This is a genomic window from Klebsiella sp. RHBSTW-00215, from assembly GCF_014103785.1.
GTDB lineage: Bacteria > Pseudomonadota > Gammaproteobacteria > Enterobacterales > Enterobacteriaceae > Klebsiella.
On record NZ_JABXQS010000001.1, the window covers coordinates 5,432,078 to 5,448,648 of the forward strand.

At 52.9% G+C, this 16,571-nt stretch carries 17 protein-coding genes; 6 read left to right on the forward strand and 11 right to left on the reverse strand.

The window, feature by feature from the left end:
• Window positions 1-10 precede the first annotated feature (10 nt).
• From HV127_RS25960 to HV127_RS25970, 3 genes are all read left to right on the forward strand, one after another.
• Window positions 11-916, forward strand: coding sequence for a fimbrial protein (locus HV127_RS25960; RefSeq protein WP_182239759.1), 906 nt, complete (start codon window positions 11-13; stop codon window positions 914-916).
• A gap of 28 nt (window positions 917-944) precedes the next feature.
• Complete coding sequence (locus tag HV127_RS25965; RefSeq protein WP_182239761.1) at window positions 945-2,414, forward strand: EAL domain-containing protein; 1,470 nt, start codon at window positions 945-947, stop codon at window positions 2,412-2,414.
• 136 nt (window positions 2,415-2,550) lie between these two features.
• The gene (locus HV127_RS25970; RefSeq protein WP_182239763.1) at window positions 2,551-3,009 is read left to right on the forward strand and encodes a hypothetical protein; all 459 of its coding nucleotides are present in this window, start codon (window positions 2,551-2,553) and stop codon (window positions 3,007-3,009) included.
• A 142-nt stretch (window positions 3,010-3,151) separates the two neighbouring features.
• Here the strand turns inward: HV127_RS25970 and HV127_RS25975 are convergent, their stop codons facing one another.
• From HV127_RS25975 to HV127_RS25990, 4 genes are all read right to left on the reverse strand, one after another.
• A complete protein-coding gene (locus tag HV127_RS25975) occupies window positions 3,152-3,490 on the reverse strand; it encodes a DUF1869 domain-containing protein (protein WP_182240844.1) in 339 nt (112 codons plus the stop codon).
• 8 nt (window positions 3,491-3,498) lie between these two features.
• The gene (locus tag HV127_RS25980; protein WP_181485703.1) at window positions 3,499-3,831 is read right to left on the reverse strand and encodes a DUF1971 domain-containing protein; all 333 of its coding nucleotides are present in this window, start codon (window positions 3,829-3,831) and stop codon (window positions 3,499-3,501) included.
• A gap of 207 nt (window positions 3,832-4,038) precedes the next feature.
• Window positions 4,039-5,964: an EAL domain-containing protein gene (locus tag HV127_RS25985; protein WP_182239765.1), complete on the reverse strand. Its 1,926-nt coding sequence runs from the start codon at window positions 5,962-5,964 to the stop codon at window positions 4,039-4,041.
• Window positions 5,965-5,974: 10 nt separating this feature from the next.
• The gene (locus tag HV127_RS25990) at window positions 5,975-6,472 is read right to left on the reverse strand and encodes a molybdopterin-dependent oxidoreductase (protein WP_182239768.1); all 498 of its coding nucleotides are present in this window, start codon (window positions 6,470-6,472) and stop codon (window positions 5,975-5,977) included.
• 300 nt (window positions 6,473-6,772) lie between these two features.
• Here HV127_RS25990 and shiA point away from each other — a divergent pair, with 300 nt between their 5' ends.
• Window positions 6,773-8,098: a shikimate transporter gene (gene shiA, locus HV127_RS25995; RefSeq protein WP_182239770.1), complete on the forward strand. Its 1,326-nt coding sequence runs from the start codon at window positions 6,773-6,775 to the stop codon at window positions 8,096-8,098.
• Window positions 8,099-8,114: 16 nt separating this feature from the next.
• Window positions 8,115-8,858, forward strand: coding sequence for a lipoate--protein ligase family protein (locus HV127_RS26000; protein WP_182239772.1), 744 nt, complete (start codon window positions 8,115-8,117; stop codon window positions 8,856-8,858).
• On the opposite strand, the gene HV127_RS26005 is transcribed toward HV127_RS26000, so the two are convergent.
• Window positions 8,851-9,768 carry a LysR family transcriptional regulator gene (locus HV127_RS26005; protein ID WP_182239774.1) on the reverse strand — a complete coding sequence of 306 codons (918 nt, stop codon included), beginning with the start codon at window positions 9,766-9,768 and terminating at the stop codon, window positions 8,851-8,853. The genes HV127_RS26000 and HV127_RS26005 overlap by 8 nt on opposite strands.
• Before the next feature lie 114 nt (window positions 9,769-9,882).
• Here HV127_RS26005 and HV127_RS26010 point away from each other — a divergent pair, with 114 nt between their 5' ends.
• The gene (locus HV127_RS26010; RefSeq protein WP_142512891.1) at window positions 9,883-10,272 is read left to right on the forward strand and encodes a tautomerase family protein; all 390 of its coding nucleotides are present in this window, start codon (window positions 9,883-9,885) and stop codon (window positions 10,270-10,272) included.
• On the opposite strand, the gene HV127_RS26015 is transcribed toward HV127_RS26010, so the two are convergent.
• The 6 genes from HV127_RS26015 to HV127_RS26040 all read right to left on the reverse strand — a co-directional run bounded on the left by HV127_RS26015 (window position 10,269) and on the right by HV127_RS26040 (window position 16,377).
• On the reverse strand, window positions 10,269-11,273 hold the full coding sequence (locus HV127_RS26015) for a LacI family DNA-binding transcriptional regulator (RefSeq protein ID WP_182239776.1): 1,005 nt from the start codon (window positions 11,271-11,273) through the stop codon (window positions 10,269-10,271). The two genes, HV127_RS26010 and HV127_RS26015, sit on opposite strands and share 4 nt — an antisense overlap.
• 123 nt (window positions 11,274-11,396) lie before the next feature.
• Complete coding sequence (locus tag HV127_RS26020) at window positions 11,397-12,338, reverse strand: sugar phosphate isomerase/epimerase (protein ID WP_182239778.1); 942 nt, start codon at window positions 12,336-12,338, stop codon at window positions 11,397-11,399.
• Window positions 12,335-12,784, reverse strand: a complete 450-nt coding sequence (locus HV127_RS26025; protein WP_182239780.1) for a PTS sugar transporter subunit IIA — start codon at window positions 12,782-12,784, stop codon at window positions 12,335-12,337. The genes HV127_RS26020 and HV127_RS26025 overlap by 4 nt, the downstream gene beginning before the upstream one ends.
• 24 nt (window positions 12,785-12,808) lie before the next feature.
• Window positions 12,809-13,819, reverse strand: coding sequence for a Gfo/Idh/MocA family oxidoreductase (locus HV127_RS26030; protein ID WP_182239782.1), 1,011 nt, complete (start codon window positions 13,817-13,819; stop codon window positions 12,809-12,811).
• A gap of 21 nt (window positions 13,820-13,840) precedes the next feature.
• Window positions 13,841-15,265 carry a sugar porter family MFS transporter gene (locus HV127_RS26035; RefSeq protein WP_182239784.1) on the reverse strand — a complete coding sequence of 475 codons (1,425 nt, stop codon included), beginning with the start codon at window positions 15,263-15,265 and terminating at the stop codon, window positions 13,841-13,843.
• 380 nt (window positions 15,266-15,645) lie between these two features.
• On the reverse strand, window positions 15,646-16,377 hold the full coding sequence (locus HV127_RS26040; protein ID WP_182207270.1) for an HPP family protein: 732 nt from the start codon (window positions 16,375-16,377) through the stop codon (window positions 15,646-15,648).
• Window positions 16,378-16,571: the final 194 nt, after the last annotated feature.

Here is a 16,571-nt window from a genome sequence, read left to right on the forward strand (position 1 = left end):
GAATATGTTAATGAGAAAGATGATAACCCTGTTGATGACGCTGCTGTTGGCGGGTTGGTCGCTCAACGCCTGGTCCTTCGCCTGTAGAACTGCTGGCGGCACCACCATCCCCATCGGCGGCGGCACGGCGAACGTTTACGTGAACCTCGCCCCGGCGGTCAGCGTCGGGCAGAACCTGGTCGTTGACCTGTCAACGCAGATTTTTTGTCATAACGATTTCCCGGATACGATGGTCGACTACGTAACGCTGCAGCGTGGATCGGCCTACGGCGGTGTGTTGTCGAGTTTTTCGGGCACTGTCAGGTACAACGGCACCAGCTACCAGTTTCCGACCACCAGCGAAACAGCGCGGGTGGAATACAACTCAATAGTCGATAAACCCTGGCCTACCCTGCTCTATCTGACGCCCATCAGCACCGCAGGCGGGGTGGCGATTTCCGCCGGGTCATTAATCGCCGTGCTGATCTTGCGCCAGACCAATAACAAGGACAATGACGACTTCCAGTTCGTGTGGAACATTTACGCTAACAACGATGTGGTGGTTCCAACCGGCGGCTGCGACGTTTCTGCTCGCGATGTGACGGTGACGCTGCCGGAATATCCAGCTTCAGCGGTAGTACCGCTGACAGTTTACTGCGCGCAAAGCCAGAATCTGGGCTATTACCTCTCCGGGACCACAGAAGATGCTGGCAACTCAATATTCACGAATACCGCATCGGCCTCTCCGGCGCAGGGGATTGGCGTTCAGCTAACGCGTAACGGTAGCGCGGTTCCCACCAATAGTACGGTGTCCTTAGGCAACGTGAGTACTTCGGCGGTGAACCTGGGCTTAACGGCTAACTACGCGCGCACCAGCGGACAAGTGACGGCGGGCAACGTGCAGTCAATTATCGGGGTGACTTTTGTTTACGAATAATTCGCCCATACCAGACAGCGAGTCGGGGGTGGATTATATCTTGTCTCCCTGCTCGCTGGCCGCCACGGGGCTAGTCGCCATGATGATTGAAGGCGGGATGCCGCCCGTAGTGCTGTCCTCGGACACCCCGGTGATACCCGTCAACACCCACGTTCACCGTATCGTGGTATTTTTGCCCGACTCGCCAGGCAAGCTCCTTAGCACACTACGGCAAGCCGCAGACCTGCTGGAGCACTCCAACGTGCCGCTGCCGATGCTGCTTCTCAGCCGCAGCCCGGCGAACTGGCTATGGCACACGCTGTTGCATCAGGTTGCAGACCGGCGTCTGCTTTCTGAGGTGCGTGCCGCCGCCTCCGATCTCCCCGTCTCCTGTCTGTCAGCACTGCTTCAGGATCACGTTCTGGAGAGCTATCCTTTACTTGAGCAATTATCAGACGAAGAGGCACAAGTTCGTGGAAAACGCCCCGGCGGGCTAACCAGGCCGGAGCTCAACGCCATTCTCGGTTTATTCAGCGGATACAGCGCTATCGTCCAGGCAAAACGCCGCGGCATCAGCCATAAAACCCTCTACAACCAAAGAACTGCAGGACTGAAAAAGATGGTGGAACACCACCCTCAGCTGGCCGCGTGTTTTCCCGGCGGTCAGCTCAAAGGAACGACAAATAAAGCCCTCGACGCGCTGTCCACTTTTGAGCGCGAGTTTGTGCATGCTATTTACAGTCGGCAAATTTTCCCGGTTTTCCAGCCCATCACCGATGAGCATCTGCAGGTTCGGGGAATAGAGATCCTTTCCCGCTGGCGTCGGAATGGCGACGTACTGCTTGCTGGCGATTTTTTGCCGCAGGTACATTCTGAGTACGCGTGGCTGGTACTGACCGCGTTTGTGCTCCAGGAGGCGGTACAGAATATTAATCAGCATCCTGGCGAGTGTTATTTCTCGGTGAATATTCCCGCCGCTATCGCCAACAATGAAAACCTGATCCGAATGATGGAAACGGCGCGCCAGCAGCTACGTCATCCCCGAATGTCTGACCGACTGGTGCTGGAGTTTGCCGAAACCATAGATCCTCATCATCATGGAAAAATAGCTGAAAATATCGCCCGGCTGCGCAAACGCGGTTTTCGCATCGTGCTGGATGACTGCTTTTCACAAAGCAGCGTGATGTTTCCGGTGCGCACGGTCATATTCGACGCATATAAGCTGGATATGAGTATTGTGAACGATATGCAGTGCGACCTGCACGCGCTGACTCTGATAAAGAGTCTGGTCTATTATTGCCAGCTTACCGGTAGCCGCTGCATTGCCGAAGGCGTAGACAGCCAGGAAAAATTCAACCGATTGCAAGCGCTGGGAATCGATCGCTTTCAGGGATATTTCCTCTCGCCGCCGGTGGAAAAAGATAACGTGGCTGAGCTGATTTTGCAGCTTTCGCATGGGATGGAAGGTCGGTTCGACGATGCACCTAACGTTCAGGTAAAGCATGCAATCCATTCTTAGCATTTCCAATAAAAACACAACTTCAGTTAATTAAAATATATTTTAAAAATTTAATTGAACTACCCTTCGCTTTTGATAAAGTACTTCTGAAGCCAGAACCATGAGAAAGCACTCATATCTTTTTCAGGAGCTAAAAATGCAAATTAAGGTTCAAGATGAACTGTATGTTGCTTACGTCAGCAATATGTTGTGTATTCCCGAAATCGCCAAATATTGTATCGATGCACAAAAAACAATAGAGTCAGAATTAAAAAAACAGAATATTAAAGTAGATAATAAATGGATTTTCATCTCTTACAACTTGCCTAAAAATGGCAAAACAAAATATAAAATAGATTTTTGCTTAATCGTTGATGAGCGAGCTCAGGCTGCCGGCGCGGTGTCGGTTAAAAAACTGAATAAAGTCTCTTGTGTCTCCTCTTGTTACACTGGCCCTTTACGTTCGCTGTTCACCCAAGGATATGCGCCGCTGCTGAAAGATATTGTTGCGGAAAAAATTATGCTGACCAATGAAAGTCGGGAGGTTTATCACTTCTGGAATGGACCTTTAGCCAAAGATAATCAAATCGAGATCCAGTTTATACTGGCGGACTAGTTATCTTTCCAATAGCATTGGTGCTGTCAGAAAAAACTTTGAATTTGCCTGATCATCAGTTGGATTCGCCGTCGTACGCCACAGGCAGTTCATCGTCAGCTGACCATCGACGGCAGCTGACGGTTCTGCTTTAACAAACCCACTACCAGCCGCAGACGTTGGTCTCTTCATCAGACTCGTAGCCGCGCACGATGTTGATCAGGTCTTTAACCGCATCAGCGGCGATGGTCGGATCCTGCAACTCAGCCAGGGTAGCGAATTCATTGTCTACCGATACACCATTATTATTGTTGGTGACCGTCAATATAAACCCTTTTCCTCCGGTATTATCCGCGGACAGCGTAGAAATAAGCTCAGATACGGCCTGGACGGCGATATCAGGAACATAAAGGGCCATCGGCTTAAGATAGACTTTCTCTTTTTTATCTTTATTGTTGCCGTTAATCACCGCTAACGAGTACCCCAGATTTTCACTGTTCATCATCTTCCTTAGCCCTCAATCAGAATTTTGGGATCGACATAAAAATCGACATTAAAAACTGTATCTTCAGTTAATGCTTCAATGCAGTGCCATTTCTCTGGAGGAAAAACGCCAAATTCACCTTCGGCAATAGTTAACGTTTCAACCGGATCGGGGCTGGTCTCGTCAGCAAATCCCAGATAGCGTATCGCCCCTCTCATAACCGACAGGCGCGGATAGACGCCCTGCCGGGTCCCGGCATCAAGATGTCGTTTCCAGATTGACGCCGGAGCGGTCTCTTTGGTCCACAGCGGCGTACTGCGGGTCTGGACATAGTGGGTCGGGATAATGATTCGCTGCATGATTCTGCCTCTCTTTACACACTATCAGTGCGATCGGGAACGGGAAAATATATTGCATATCATATACCCCTTTGAATCACTGAGGCCATTATTTTTTGGCAAACGTTGCACCTACCCCTATTTATACCCACCAGGAGTTAGATACTCACTAAAATAGATACGGGCGATTCTATAAAATCGAAATCGCCCGCCAAAAAACAAGATAAGCTAATTATTCCCAGATGAGTTCAGCGGCCCGGGCTTACCTATTAAATATCCTTGCACCAGATCGCATCCTAATTTCTGCAACGACTTCAGCTGCTCTTCTGTTTCAACACCTTCGGCAACGATGCGCATATGCAAGCTTTTACCCATACTAATAATCAAGCGGACGATATCGAGATCATCTTTCTGACCCGGGATATTAATCACAAATGAACGATCGATTTTTATCTTATCAAAAGGGAAATAACTCAAGCGCGATAGCGATGAATACCCGGTTCCAAAATCATCAATAGAAATTTGAACGCCCAGTTCGCGCAGTTGGCTGAGGATCTCTAAGGAACGGGTGTTTTCGTTAAATACATCCGACTCGGTAATCTCCAGATCGAGTCGGTGCGGATCGAGCCCAGTACTTTTCAGTATCGAAATGACGGTATCGGTCAGCGAACTGTTAATAAGCTGAATGGGCGAAACGTTAACCGACACCTTGAGCGGCGATGACCAGCTGGCGGCCTCCCGGCAGGCGGTTCTGAGTACCCACTCACCCAACGGGTTAATCAGGCCGATTTTCTCGGCAACCGGGATAAATTCGCTCGGCGGTACGCTACCGCGCAGCGGATGAAACCAACGGACCAGCGCTTCATAACCGTAGATTTCACCGTTAATCGTATCGGCAATGGGCTGGTAGTAAACCCTGAACTCACCTTTATCCAGCGCCTGCAGCAGATCGTCTTCAAAGGATTTATTCTCCTGCAAACGCTCAAGCATATCGGGACGGAATATCTGTACTTTACCGGAACCCTCTTTTTTCGCTTCGTACAGCGCCAGATCGGCACACTTGTATAAATAATCGGTACGGCTCTCGCCATCAGAAATAACAATCCCGATGCAAGCGCCGATATGGATCAGCGAATCATAAATCTGATACGGCTGACTGATTTTTTCGCGAATGACATTCGCCCGCTCCAGCGCCATCTCCTCGCTTAAATCGTGCGAAACAAGCGCAAACTCATCGCCCCCCAACCGATACAGCGTCTCTGACGTTTTGCGAAAAAAGGAGAGACGGCTAGCTAAATCCTGCAGTAGCTTATCCCCGGCATCGTGGCCCTGGGTATCATTCACATCTTTAAAATTGTCGAGATCGAACAGCATCACCACCGCCGAGCCGTTATAGGGCCGGACCTGGTTAACTATCTCCTGCAACCGTTGCCAGAAAGAGAGTCGGTTGGGCATACCGGTCAGCGAATCATGATAGGCGTCGTACTGCAGCCGACGGTTCTGCACTTGCAGTTTCTCTTTTGATGTCTGCAGATCGTTGGCCAGTAATTTCATCCGCACATGTGCACGACGCAGCGTATTATTTTGCCGCAGCATCAGCAGACCCAACGTGATACAGAGGGTAATCAACAGGATAGAAATGGCTGAATAGATATAATACAGGTTCTGTATTTTATCGTGGGTCAGGTTAACAATATTGATGTCCTGAGCAAGCGAGGTTGACGCTATTGAGGTCATAGGTCCGTCCAGCGTGCTCATTTCGCGCAGTAGCGGTTTTAACTGCGCGGTCGTCATGGTATCCAGTTGCTTATCCAACTGATTCAGGATACGCACCAGGCGGGCAACCGTCGCCTTACGCTGCGCATCTTTACCAATAAACTTTCCCAGATCGCCCTGCTGTAGCAGCGCAATCTGGCTCATCATAATTTCCAGGCGTAGGCGCACCTCATCGCGATCGCTCCCCTCAACGCCCATCCCCATCGCACTCAGCCGCGCTTCAAGGCGCATGTATTCGGAGACTATTTGCGAGACTGACCACGAATCGGTGTAACGCGTTAATTTTTGCAGCTCACTTTGTCGCTCATGTACCAGATAGGTAATGTATCCGGTAACAATGAAAAGCGACAAAATAATGGCAGTGAGTATTCGATTCAAGATCAAACCCTTACTCAATTATAATCTTCGAAACCTGCCATGCTGAACGAGAATAATAGATTTGATTCTGCAATTCCGGGCTGCTGTCATAAGGGTAAACAATAAATAAAGGCCCTTTATCGCGAATGCGCATATATTCGCCATTCATTTTTAAAGCCAAAATAACAGGGAATTTTTGAAAATCATCAAGCGGAACGATGGTGGTATAATCATTTAGCGCCAGCACCCTGGCTGACTTTCCTTTAGCACCGACTAAATCCATGAGCTTACTAAGGGAAACCCCGTCAAAGCGGACTTTTCCGGAATACCATGGCGTCGTGGTCACTGTCGTTTCCATGCCCAGTTTTTCTAACGCTGCGACATCAAAAACAGCCTTATCGCCTTCATTCGTATTCCCAATCAGTCCGGAAATAGTTAAAACGGGTTTCCCCACAGGCATCGGCAGTTTTTCTGCAAAAGCGGAAGGCAAAACCATGACACAAAATAAAGCTGCAAAAAATAAACGCATTTAACTCACCATTCCGAAATTGGAGACATGTTAATTGTAAACCATTTGCGTGAATTCTTAAAAGATGTCCCCATCGAGACTAAAAAATAAATTAAAGACAATAAGCCAACTCTGAAGCTCACATTCTGAGCGACCGGGAAGCCGCTGTCCTTACCCCTCTTCAGACGCTAAATGCCTTTCAGGACAAAGCCCAAGTAAAAATCTTTTCTCTTTTCCATCAGCGCGGTAGTCTCAATAGAACGCTAATCAGGAAAGCGTCTCATTCCAAAAATTATAAATTCAGCAACAGACAGGACAAGTATGGACTCAACGCTCATTTCTAATCGCCCCGGCAAGGAGGCAAACTCACTCAATCGCGCCCGCAGGGCGGCCTGGGGCAGCTTCGCCGGGGCCGTGGTCGACTGGTACGATTTTCTCCTCTATGGCATTACCGCCGCGCTGGTTTTTAACCGGGAGTTCTTTCCGCAGGTCAGCCCGGCGATGGGCACCCTGGCCGCCTTCGCCACTTTCGGCGTAGGCTTCCTCTTCCGCCCGCTCGGCGGCATTATCTTCGGCCACTTCGGCGATCGCCTTGGGCGCAAGCGTATGCTGATGATGACCGTCTGGATGATGGGGATCGCCACCGCCTGCATTGGCCTGCTGCCTTCGTTCAATCAGATTGGCTGGTGGGCACCAGCTCTGCTGGTTCTGCTGCGTGCCGTGCAGGGTTTTGCGGTAGGCGGTGAATGGGGCGGCGCGGCGCTGCTGGCGGTAGAAAGTGCGCCAAAAAATAAAAAAGCGTTCTACAGCAGCGGCGTGCAGGTGGGCTACGGCGTCGGCCTGCTGCTCTCTACCGGCCTGGTGTCGCTGATAAGCTCTTGCACTACTGATGAACAGTTCCTGAGCTGGGGCTGGCGTCTGCCGTTCTTGTTTAGCGTGGTGCTGGTGCTGGCGGCGCTGTGGATCCGTAACGGCATGGCAGAATCGGCTGAATTCGAACAGCAGCAACGTGATCAGCAGAGCCAACCGAAGAAAAAGCGTCTGCCGGTGGTAGAAGCTCTGCTCCGCCATCCGGGCGCTTTTTTAATGATCATCGGTCTGCGCCTGTGCGAACTGCTGACGATGTACATCGTCACCGCCTTCGCACTGAACTACTCCACGCAGAATCTCGGCCTGCCGCGCGAACTGTTCCTCAATATTGGCCTGTTAGTCGGCGCCATCAGCTGCCTGACCATTCCCTGCTTCGCATGGCTGGCGGATCGCTTCGGGCGACGTCGGGTGTACATCACCGGGGCGCTGATCGGTACGCTTAGCGGTTTCCCATTTTTTATGGCGCTCGAAAGCCAGTCCTATTTCTGGATCCTGTTCTTCGCGCTGATGCTGGCGAACATCGCCCACGATATGGTGGTTTGCGTCCAGCAGCCGATGTTTACCGAGATGTTTGGCGCCAGCTACCGCTATAGCGGGGCCGGGGTGGGATATCAGGTCGCCAGCGTGGTTGGCGGCGGCTTTACACCGTTTATCGCCGCCGCGCTGGTCACCTTCTCAGGGGGGTCATGGCATAGCGTCGCTATCTATTTGACCGCAGGCTGCCTGCTCTCCGCCCTGACGGCGATGTTGATGAAGCCCAGTCGCCACGCTGAATAGTCTTTAAGGAGACAAAATGACTCAGGACTATCGCGGCGAGGCATGCTGGCCGACGCGTTTTAATCATCAGCTTCTTCCGATTCAATATTGCCCCGACCCGACGCTGGCGGAGCAGCCGCTGTTTGATCGGGCTATTAACGGGGAAGCCGTCGCTCAGCTCTGGCAGGCTCCGCAGGGGTTTGTGGTCCCCGGAAGCTACCGAAAATTCACGGAACTGGCGGCGGTAAGTGAGCAGTTTGCCCACCAGGGTTGGCCGGTCTGGCTACGCCGCTCCGGCGGCGGGCTGGTGCCGCAGGGGCCGGGGATTATCAATCTCAGCCTCGCCTGGCCGGTTTACCAACCGCTGGGCGACGCGGCAGAGCCGATTTATCTGTTCCTCTGCGGCCTGCTTCAGCGCACGCTGGCAACTTTTAACGTCGCCAGCCACTTCCAGGCGGTGAGCGGTTCGTTTTGCGATGGTCGCTACAATCTGGCCTGCGGTGAAGGCGAGCAGGTGCGTAAAATCGCCGGTACGGCGCAGTACTGGCGACCAATGGCTGGGGGCAAAGGCCATGTGGTTCTCGCCCACGCGGTGATATTGCTGGACGCCGATCTCCATGCAGCGCATCAGGCGGCGAATGCCTTTGAAGCGCATCTGGGCAGCGGTCGAATCTACCGCACCGATAAAACCGTGGCCCTGGCGGAGCTTATCCCTGAAGAGGCTGATTTGCTTCCCCGCTTTCACGAGGCGCTGGTGCAAGTGCTGCAAAACATCAGCTAAAAGTGGTCTTCAGATAGCGGCTAAAGGTCTCTACCGCCCGCGATACGCGCGGCGTGTAGGGGCGAATGACGTAAAGATTTTCCGCAAACACATCCACCGGCTGCCAGCCCGGCAACAGTTCCTGTACCAACCCACGGCCAATCGCCTCTCTGGCGCTAAAATCCGGCAGTAATGCAATTCCCAGCCCAGCCAGCACCGCATCGCGCAGGGATTCACTGTTGTTGGTCGAAAATGGCCCCTGCACTTTCACGCTGACTCGTTCATTGCCGCATTCGAAGGTCCAGTGCGGGCTTTGCGGCCCACGCGGATAGGTCAGGCAGTGATGCTGACGCAGCGCGTCTGGCGAGTCGGGGCGACCAAAGCGGCGAATATAATCCGCCGAGGCAACAACCAGGGTTGCCGTCTGACAGAGTGGCCAGGCCACATGGGTCTGTGGCAGCAGTTCGCGACGGCAGTGGCGAATGGCAAGATCGAATCCTTCGCTAGCCAGCGACACCAGCCGGTCGGTGACTTCCAGTTGAAGATGAAGCTGTGGATGCTCGTGCAAAAAGGGCGTGATAGCCGGGACCAGCTGCTGGCGCGAAAAGGCCACCGGTGCGGTTAGCCGCAGCGTTCCGCGCAGTGGCCCGCCTTCATCATCGCAGGTGCCGGTGAAGATCTCGCGGATCTGGCCGAAAGGCTCGTTAAGCTCCGCCACCAGCCGCAACCCATCTTCGCTTAACGTGACGCTGCGAGTGGTTCGGTGCACCAGCGACTTGCCGGTCACCCGCTCCAGTTCGCTGATCTTCTGACTAATGGCGGACTTACTCACCGCCAGCTTTTCAGCCGCACGGGTGTAGCTTTTTTGCTCCTCCAGTACCGTTAGCCAGTACAGGTGAGTCCAGTATATTTCCGGGCGGATTTCGTTCATGTCGATTGTTCACGTAGGAAAACAATGAGTTCAAATATAGCGGTTTTTGCCCGCATCAGCATGGGTTAGCATCACATTCATCGCTCGTTAATCCAACAATAAGGACCATCTGCCATGCCGTTACTAACGTTTGATATTATTGAAGGCCGTAGTGAAAGCGAGATCAAAACCCTGCTGGATGCGGCTCACCGCGCCGTGGTGCAGGCATTCAAAGTACCCGAGCGCGACCGTTACCAGATTGTTCACGAAAACAAAGCTCACCATATGGTGATTGAAGATACCGGACTGGAACTAACGCGCAGCAAAGAGGTGGTCGTGGTGAGAGTTTATACCAGCCCGCGCAGTGAACAGCAGAAGCAGCTTTTCTATGCCACTCTGCAAGCTCAATTACAGGAGCACTGCGGGCTGAGCGGCGATGACCTGATGATCTCGGTGATAAGCAACCACAAAGGCGACTGGAGTTTTGGCCGCGGCGTCGCACAGTATATGACCGGCGAGCTTTAGCCCTGGTGGCGATGAGACTGGCGCACGATCAGTTCCCCGGAGCGCCACGCCGCCGGCAAGCCTTCAGTTGCGTCGATCAGTCGATTCAGTGCCTCTTCAACCAGCCGCTCGCGCCGTTGATCGTAAGTGGTCAGCTGCCACTCCGGCGCTGCCGCTTCGTCGATATTATCGAAACCGACAATACTCATGGTTAAATCCCGCTCGCGCAGTGCCTGTAACGCGCCAATGGCCAGAATATCGTTTTCGCAGAACAGAGCATCGACTCGCTCGGCTTCAGGCGTAGCGTCAAGATAGTCGCTCATCGCAGCATATCCCCGAGTGCGCAGATACTGCCCAGCCACCAGCAACGTATCAAGTCGACAACCGCCCTTCTCCAGCGCCGCCTGATACCCTTCCATTCGCAGTAAATGATGCGACGGGGTGTCAGGCCCTTTCATATAACCAAATGTACGATGCCCCTGCCCCAGCAGCAGTTCAGCGATCTGCTTGCCAGCAAGCCAGCCGTCGATATTCACCACCTGGATTTCCGGATTCTCGGTATTACGACCAATCTGCACCAGCGGTACCCGGTGAATTTCAGTGGCGATCGCAATAAGCTCCGGCGTCAGTACCGTTGCCATAAACAGAATGCCGTCAACCTGGAGCTGGTAAGCCAGCGCCATCGCCGTGCGGTTGCTTTCCTGATCGGCGACGTTAATTACCAATGCCATATAGCCGCGATTTTGTAGCTGGCGAGTCACTTCATTGAGCAACAGCACCATATTGGGATTGCGCAGTTCGTCTACCGCCACGCCGATGATGTGGGTTTGCTTTTGCGTCAGGCTGCGCGCCAGCAAATTAGGCCGATACCCCAGGGTATTGGCGGCCTTCATGACATCTTCTCGCGTTTTCGCCTGGATAGATGCCCCGGGAGTAAACGCCCGGGAAACGGTCCACTTTGAGACGCCCGCCAGTAACGCAACATCGCTGGCGGTCGCTTTTTGTCGTTTAGAGGCGCTCATTCTCGGTTTTAACGTTCCTGATGATTAACATCCAATAGAACGTAAAATACAGCAAGATAGAATCCGCTCAACAAAAAACGCACCGCGTTCTCCCGCCCCCCGGTGGAAGAACGCGGCCCGTTATCACTGACTTAAGGTTGCGTTAAGGGCATCAATCGACGTCCGTAGCCCCGCTTCAACGCTCATCGTCAGGTCCTCCATCTCCAGTGATACATAACCGTTGTAACCGGTCATGCGCAGCACTGAGAAGAACTCCTTCCACCATTTCAAATCCTGTCCGCAGCCAACCGCCACGTAGTTCCAGGTCCGGGTTTTGGTTTCAGTCACCGGTTGATACTCCAGCAGACCGTCAACGTCCGCCAGCCCGCGCTCAATACGCGCATCTTTACCGTGAACGTGATAAATCACTCCTTCCAGCTTCCGGGCAGCGGCAATGGGCTCAGCCCCCATGGCAATCAGGTGCGACGGGTCGAGATTCATGCCGATGATGTCACCCACCGCATCGCGCAGGCGTAGCAACGTGCTCGGGTTGTACACCAGCTGGCTGGGGAACTCTTCGAGGGCAATCTGTTCGATCCCGTGTTCAGCCGCATGGCGGGCAAAAGCCTGCCACCACGGTATCGCCACCTCGTTCCACTGGTAATCAATCACTCCTGGCATATAGTCGGGCCAGGAAACCGTTGAGGTTATCCAGTTAGGGATTTTGTCGTCCGGGCCGCCGCCGGGCAGACCGCTCATCATGACGATTTTTTTCACGCCGAGCTTCGCCGCCAGCTCAACGGTGCGGTAGCTGCTGGCGGTATGCTTTTCGCCCAGCGCGCCGGGTGCCAGCGGATTACCCGAACAGTTCAGGGCAACGATTTCCATGCCGCGTTTTTCCAGTTCCCCGCAAAACGCCGCGAGCTTCGCTGGGGAAGCCAGCAGCTCTTCGGTTTTCACATGCGGACAAGGCGACCAGCCGCCTGCGGTCATCTCCACGCCCTTAATGCCATACTGCTTCACGCGGTCGAGCATTTCAGGGAAAGCCAGGTCGGCGAGAACATCAGTACAGAGTGCCAGTTTCATATTCTATCCTTCTTAAATGAGTGACCTTCGAGGATCTGCATAAACGCGTCTTTGCTGTCGGCGCTGGCGAGCAGCGTCGTTTTCACTTCGTCATCAAGCAGGTCTGCCAGATCCGCGATAACATCAATGTGTTCATTATTTTTTGCCGCCACGGCGACCACCAGGAAAGCCACTCTGCCTTCCCCCCAGCCCACGCCATCCGGAAACTGAAACAGCTGGAAGCCAGTTTGCCGCACCAAATCAATGCCCTCTTTGCTGCAATGAGGCATCGCCACGCCCGCCCCGAGCCAGGTAGAGAGCGCCTTTTCGCGATCTACCATTGATTCAAAAAAACCGTCGCTGACGTAACCGCTGGCCTGCAGGGAATCCGCAGCAATGCGCAGCGCCCTCTTCTTTGAATTCGCCCGGCAGCCAATAAAAATATCTTCTTGTTTGAGGGTTAACATGCGCCTCTCCCGTGCGTTAAAGGGTTAGCGATACAGCGCCGGGCATTCCGGCAGAGAGACGGCGTGCTTCTCGCCATCCTTCAGCGAAGCCAGCCCGGCATCGCACACCATCGCCACGACATACCCATCCCACGAAGATGGCCCGGTCATTTCACTGCCTTCATTCACGCGGTCAACAAAGTTCTGCACTTCACGATCGTAGGCGGTGGCGAAACGTTCCATGCAGGTCTGCGGGATCGCCCGGCTATAGCCTTTCGTTGAACGAGTGGTGGTGAGCGCCTGCTCGGTCAGCGCGCTGATGGCGTTTTCACCGATCACTTCACAACGGATGTCGTAGCCGTAATCACAGTTCACAAACAGTTCATCATCGATGCGCACGCCGGATTCGGTTTCAAAAATCACGATCAGCGGATCCTGCAGGTGCGCACAGGCTCTGTGGGTCTTCTTACGCGGTTTGTCGACGCGCACCGACACGATATTTTCGTTGAGCAGATAACGAATAATGTCTATTTCGTGGGTCGCGGAATCGTTAATCGCCATTTCCAGGGTGTAGCTTTCCGGGACCGAGGCATTGCGGTGGGCGCAATGAATCAACAAAATTTCGCCCAGTTCACCGCCGTCCAAAGTGGCTTTAAGCTGGTTGTACCCGGGGTCGAAGCGACGCATAAACCCCAGTTGCAACATGCGTTTGCCGCACGCCACTTCAGCATCAATAATCGCCCTCGCTTCATTAGCGGTTGGGGTCAGCGGTTTTTCGCAAAATACCGGCTTGCCCGCTTTAATCGCTGCCAATATTTGCTCTTTGTGAACCGGGCCGATTGAGCAAATAAAAACGGCATCTACGTCGTCTGATTGAATCATCTCCACCGCATCGTAATAAGCCTGCGCGCCATATTCACGAGCTATGGAGTCGGTCACGTTGTGATTAATATCACAAACAGCGCTGACTCTGGCGTTCTGAATAACCGACTGGAAACGCTGTAAATGGTCGCGCCCAATCATGCCCAAACCAATTAAACCGATATTGACTGTCATATGTTCCTCCACATTTCTAAATCAGAATCTGAATTTTTGTTCAATTTGCTCAAGGGTTAATCCGCGGGTTTCCGGAAGATATTTCACCAGCAGAATCAACATAATGACGTTGGTACCGGCGAAGAAACCGAAGGTCATTCCACCGCCATAGTTGTTAAGTAAAATCGGGAACACGGACTGGATGATGAAGTCAAAAATCCATAGCCCGAATACCGCAAAGCCCATTCCCAGGCCGCGCATCCGCAGCGGGTAAATTTCCGCGAGCATTAGCCAGAACACCGGGGCAATCCACCCCTGCATAAAGGTGAGGAACACCAGCATCAGGGCGAGAATGATGTAGCTGGCACCGGCAAAGTTGGCCTGCAGCCCGCTAACGCCATCAACGGTTTCCATGTGGAAGAAGAGTTTGAAAGAGAGGCCGATCAGCACCAGGCTTAACGTGACGCCTATCTGCCCGGTGAAGAACATTTTCCGCCGCGAGTGTCTGCCAATCAGCAGCATCCCTAATAGAGTCGCGAGGATAGAAACCACGCCGTTGGCCACCGCGCCGGTCACCGCCGCCGCATCGCCAAGACCGGTGGATTTCAGCACCGTCGGGGCGTAGTACATAATGGTATTAACCCCGGTGACCCGCGTCGCCAGCACAATCATCAGGCCAATTAAAATCAGCTGTAGCACCCATTTCTTTTTCAGTTCATCGATAAACCGACCATGGATAGCGCCAGCCTGGCTTACCTGCTGAATATCGCGGATCTCCTGCTCCACTTCTTCCGGGCGGCGAATCGTTTTCAACACCGCAACCGCTTTGTCGATTTGCCCCTTACGCACAAAGAAACGTGGAGACTCCGGCATCACCAGCATGCCGATCCACAGCAGCGCACCGGGCAGCGCCGGGATTGCCAGCATCAAGCGCCAGTTGTGTGACATATCGGGAAAGAAATTGACGATGGCGGCGTTGACCGAATAGGCGAGAAACTGCCCGGTGACGATCATCAGCTCGTTGACCGTGACCAGCCGTTCGCGCTGTGAGGGCCGCGCCAGTTCGGAGATATAAATCGGTACCGTCACCGACGCGCAGCCCACCGCCAGGCCAAGGATAAAGCGGGCGATAATCATCGACGACATATCCCACGCTACGGCGGTACCGAGCGCGCCGAAGATAAAGATAATCGCCACCCAAAGGATATTTTTCCGCCTGCCCTGCCGGTCCGACAGCCAGCCGCCACCAACGGAGCCGATTGCAGCGCCGAATAATAAGAACGATGTCACCAGCCCTTCCTGCAACGGGCTGAGGCCAAGGTCGTTCTTCATAAAAATCAGTGCGCCGGAAATAACCCCGGTGTCATAGCCAAAGCACAAACCGCCGATGGTGGAGACGAGGGTTATTAATCTGATTTTCTTATCATTATCTGTTTTACGACTTTCAGTTATCACATGATCGGTCATTTTGTTGTCCTGTCAGGGATGAGCGTTCTATCGTTTTGTTTTTATGAATAAAAAGATCACATTGCCAATGCAGAGACAGCAGGTTCTGGCATCGTAAATCAGTTGCAAACCTCTTTGCACCCGGGTGCATAATTTAACAACTTGTTATACGCTTACGAATTAAAAAATCCATATCAATTTATTTTGGAATTTTCATTTCGTTAAGGGCGTCAACTTTTTGCTCATCAAATGGACGATTTTCTCGATCGCAATCACGATCCAGAGAGTTTTGTACGTACGGGGCGTGAAGAATTGCCTGACTCGGCTATTGGTCGGGAGGAAGTACAATAAAAAAGGGAACGCGAGGTAAATTCACGTTCCCCCGGTAGCAGGAAAGAAAATCAGGATCGTTGCGTGCTGGCGATCCGCAGCCTGGCTTTCTGCTCGATATTTTCCAGCAGTTCCTGCACGTCATCTTCATCAATATCGAGAAACTGACCGTCGAGCAGCGCCGCGTGGATATCGTCACGCGTCACTGCGATGCCCAGCGGCACCGATTTCGCCTTCACTTCTTCCGCCGCCAGCGGGTGCGGATAGCGGCGTCCAACCAGATTATTGAAGACAATGGCCAGCAGCGCCAGCATTAAGGAGTTGAGTAATACCGGAGTTAAAACAAAGTGATAGCCTTCACTCTGCACGCCAGCGCCGCCAAGGATCGCGGTTAACGCCACCGCCCCGCCCGGCGGATGCAGGCAACGCAGGAAATACATTCCGGCGATCGCCAGCCCTGCCGCCACACCGCAAGCCAGCGCGAGATCGGGGACCAGTATCCCCACCGTCACCCCGATGAGCGCCGATAATACGTTGCCGCCGACAATCGACCACGGTTGGGCTAGCGGACTGCTCGGCACGCCAAACAGCAACACCGCCGATGCGCCCATTGGCGCGATAAACCAGAGGTTGACTTCGCCCAGCAACCAGTGGCTGAACATGCTGGTTACCGCCAGCCCCGTCCCGGCACCGATCGACGCCAAAACAATGTGTTTTCTGGCGACCGGCAAAGCATGTGGTTTCAAACGGCCAAGGAAGATACGGATCCGTGAAAAGAACGATCCGGGTAAAACGCTTAACATCGTACAACTCGCTTACGTCATAATAAGAACTTATATTTCATTTTCTTTTTTTAACCATAATTTAACAACCATGTCTTTATCGTGGCTTTACAGTATTCATTTTGTGAATATAAAAAATTTACACGCTACGTTAAAATCACTCTCCCCGTCGGGATATATACCCTAAATAATTCAAGTTGCAGGAAGCCAACGCA

What these genes read in the sequence shown, in the direction of transcription:
- HV127_RS26010 (WP_142512891.1), top strand. Translation starts at nt 9,883, where the DNA reads ATGCCGTTACTAACGTTTGATATTATTGAAGGCCGTAGTGAAAGCGAG.
- HV127_RS26015 (WP_182239776.1), bottom strand. Translation starts at nt 11,273, where the DNA reads ATGAGCGCCTCTAAACGACAAAAAGCGACCGCCAGCGATGTTGCGTTA.
- HV127_RS26005 (WP_182239774.1), bottom strand. Translation starts at nt 9,768, where the DNA reads ATGAACGAAATCCGCCCGGAAATATACTGGACTCACCTGTACTGGCTA.
- shiA (WP_182239770.1), top strand. Translation starts at nt 6,773, where the DNA reads ATGGACTCAACGCTCATTTCTAATCGCCCCGGCAAGGAGGCAAACTCA.
- HV127_RS26030 (WP_182239782.1), bottom strand. Translation starts at nt 13,819, where the DNA reads ATGACAGTCAATATCGGTTTAATTGGTTTGGGCATGATTGGGCGCGAC.
- HV127_RS25960 (WP_182239759.1), top strand. Translation starts at nt 11, where the DNA reads ATGAGAAAGATGATAACCCTGTTGATGACGCTGCTGTTGGCGGGTTGG.
- HV127_RS26035 (WP_182239784.1), bottom strand. Translation starts at nt 15,265, where the DNA reads ATGACCGATCATGTGATAACTGAAAGTCGTAAAACAGATAATGATAAG.
- HV127_RS25970 (WP_182239763.1), top strand. Translation starts at nt 2,551, where the DNA reads ATGCAAATTAAGGTTCAAGATGAACTGTATGTTGCTTACGTCAGCAAT.
- HV127_RS26000 (WP_182239772.1), top strand. Translation starts at nt 8,115, where the DNA reads ATGACTCAGGACTATCGCGGCGAGGCATGCTGGCCGACGCGTTTTAAT.
- HV127_RS25975 (WP_182240844.1), bottom strand. Translation starts at nt 3,490, where the DNA reads ATGAACAGTGAAAATCTGGGGTACTCGTTAGCGGTGATTAACGGCAAC.
- HV127_RS26020 (WP_182239778.1), bottom strand. Translation starts at nt 12,338, where the DNA reads ATGAAACTGGCACTCTGTACTGATGTTCTCGCCGACCTGGCTTTCCCT.
- HV127_RS25990 (WP_182239768.1), bottom strand. Translation starts at nt 6,472, where the DNA reads ATGCGTTTATTTTTTGCAGCTTTATTTTGTGTCATGGTTTTGCCTTCC.
- HV127_RS26025 (WP_182239780.1), bottom strand. Translation starts at nt 12,784, where the DNA reads ATGTTAACCCTCAAACAAGAAGATATTTTTATTGGCTGCCGGGCGAAT.
- HV127_RS25980 (WP_181485703.1), bottom strand. Translation starts at nt 3,831, where the DNA reads ATGCAGCGAATCATTATCCCGACCCACTATGTCCAGACCCGCAGTACG.
- HV127_RS26040 (WP_182207270.1), bottom strand. Translation starts at nt 16,377, where the DNA reads ATGTTAAGCGTTTTACCCGGATCGTTCTTTTCACGGATCCGTATCTTC.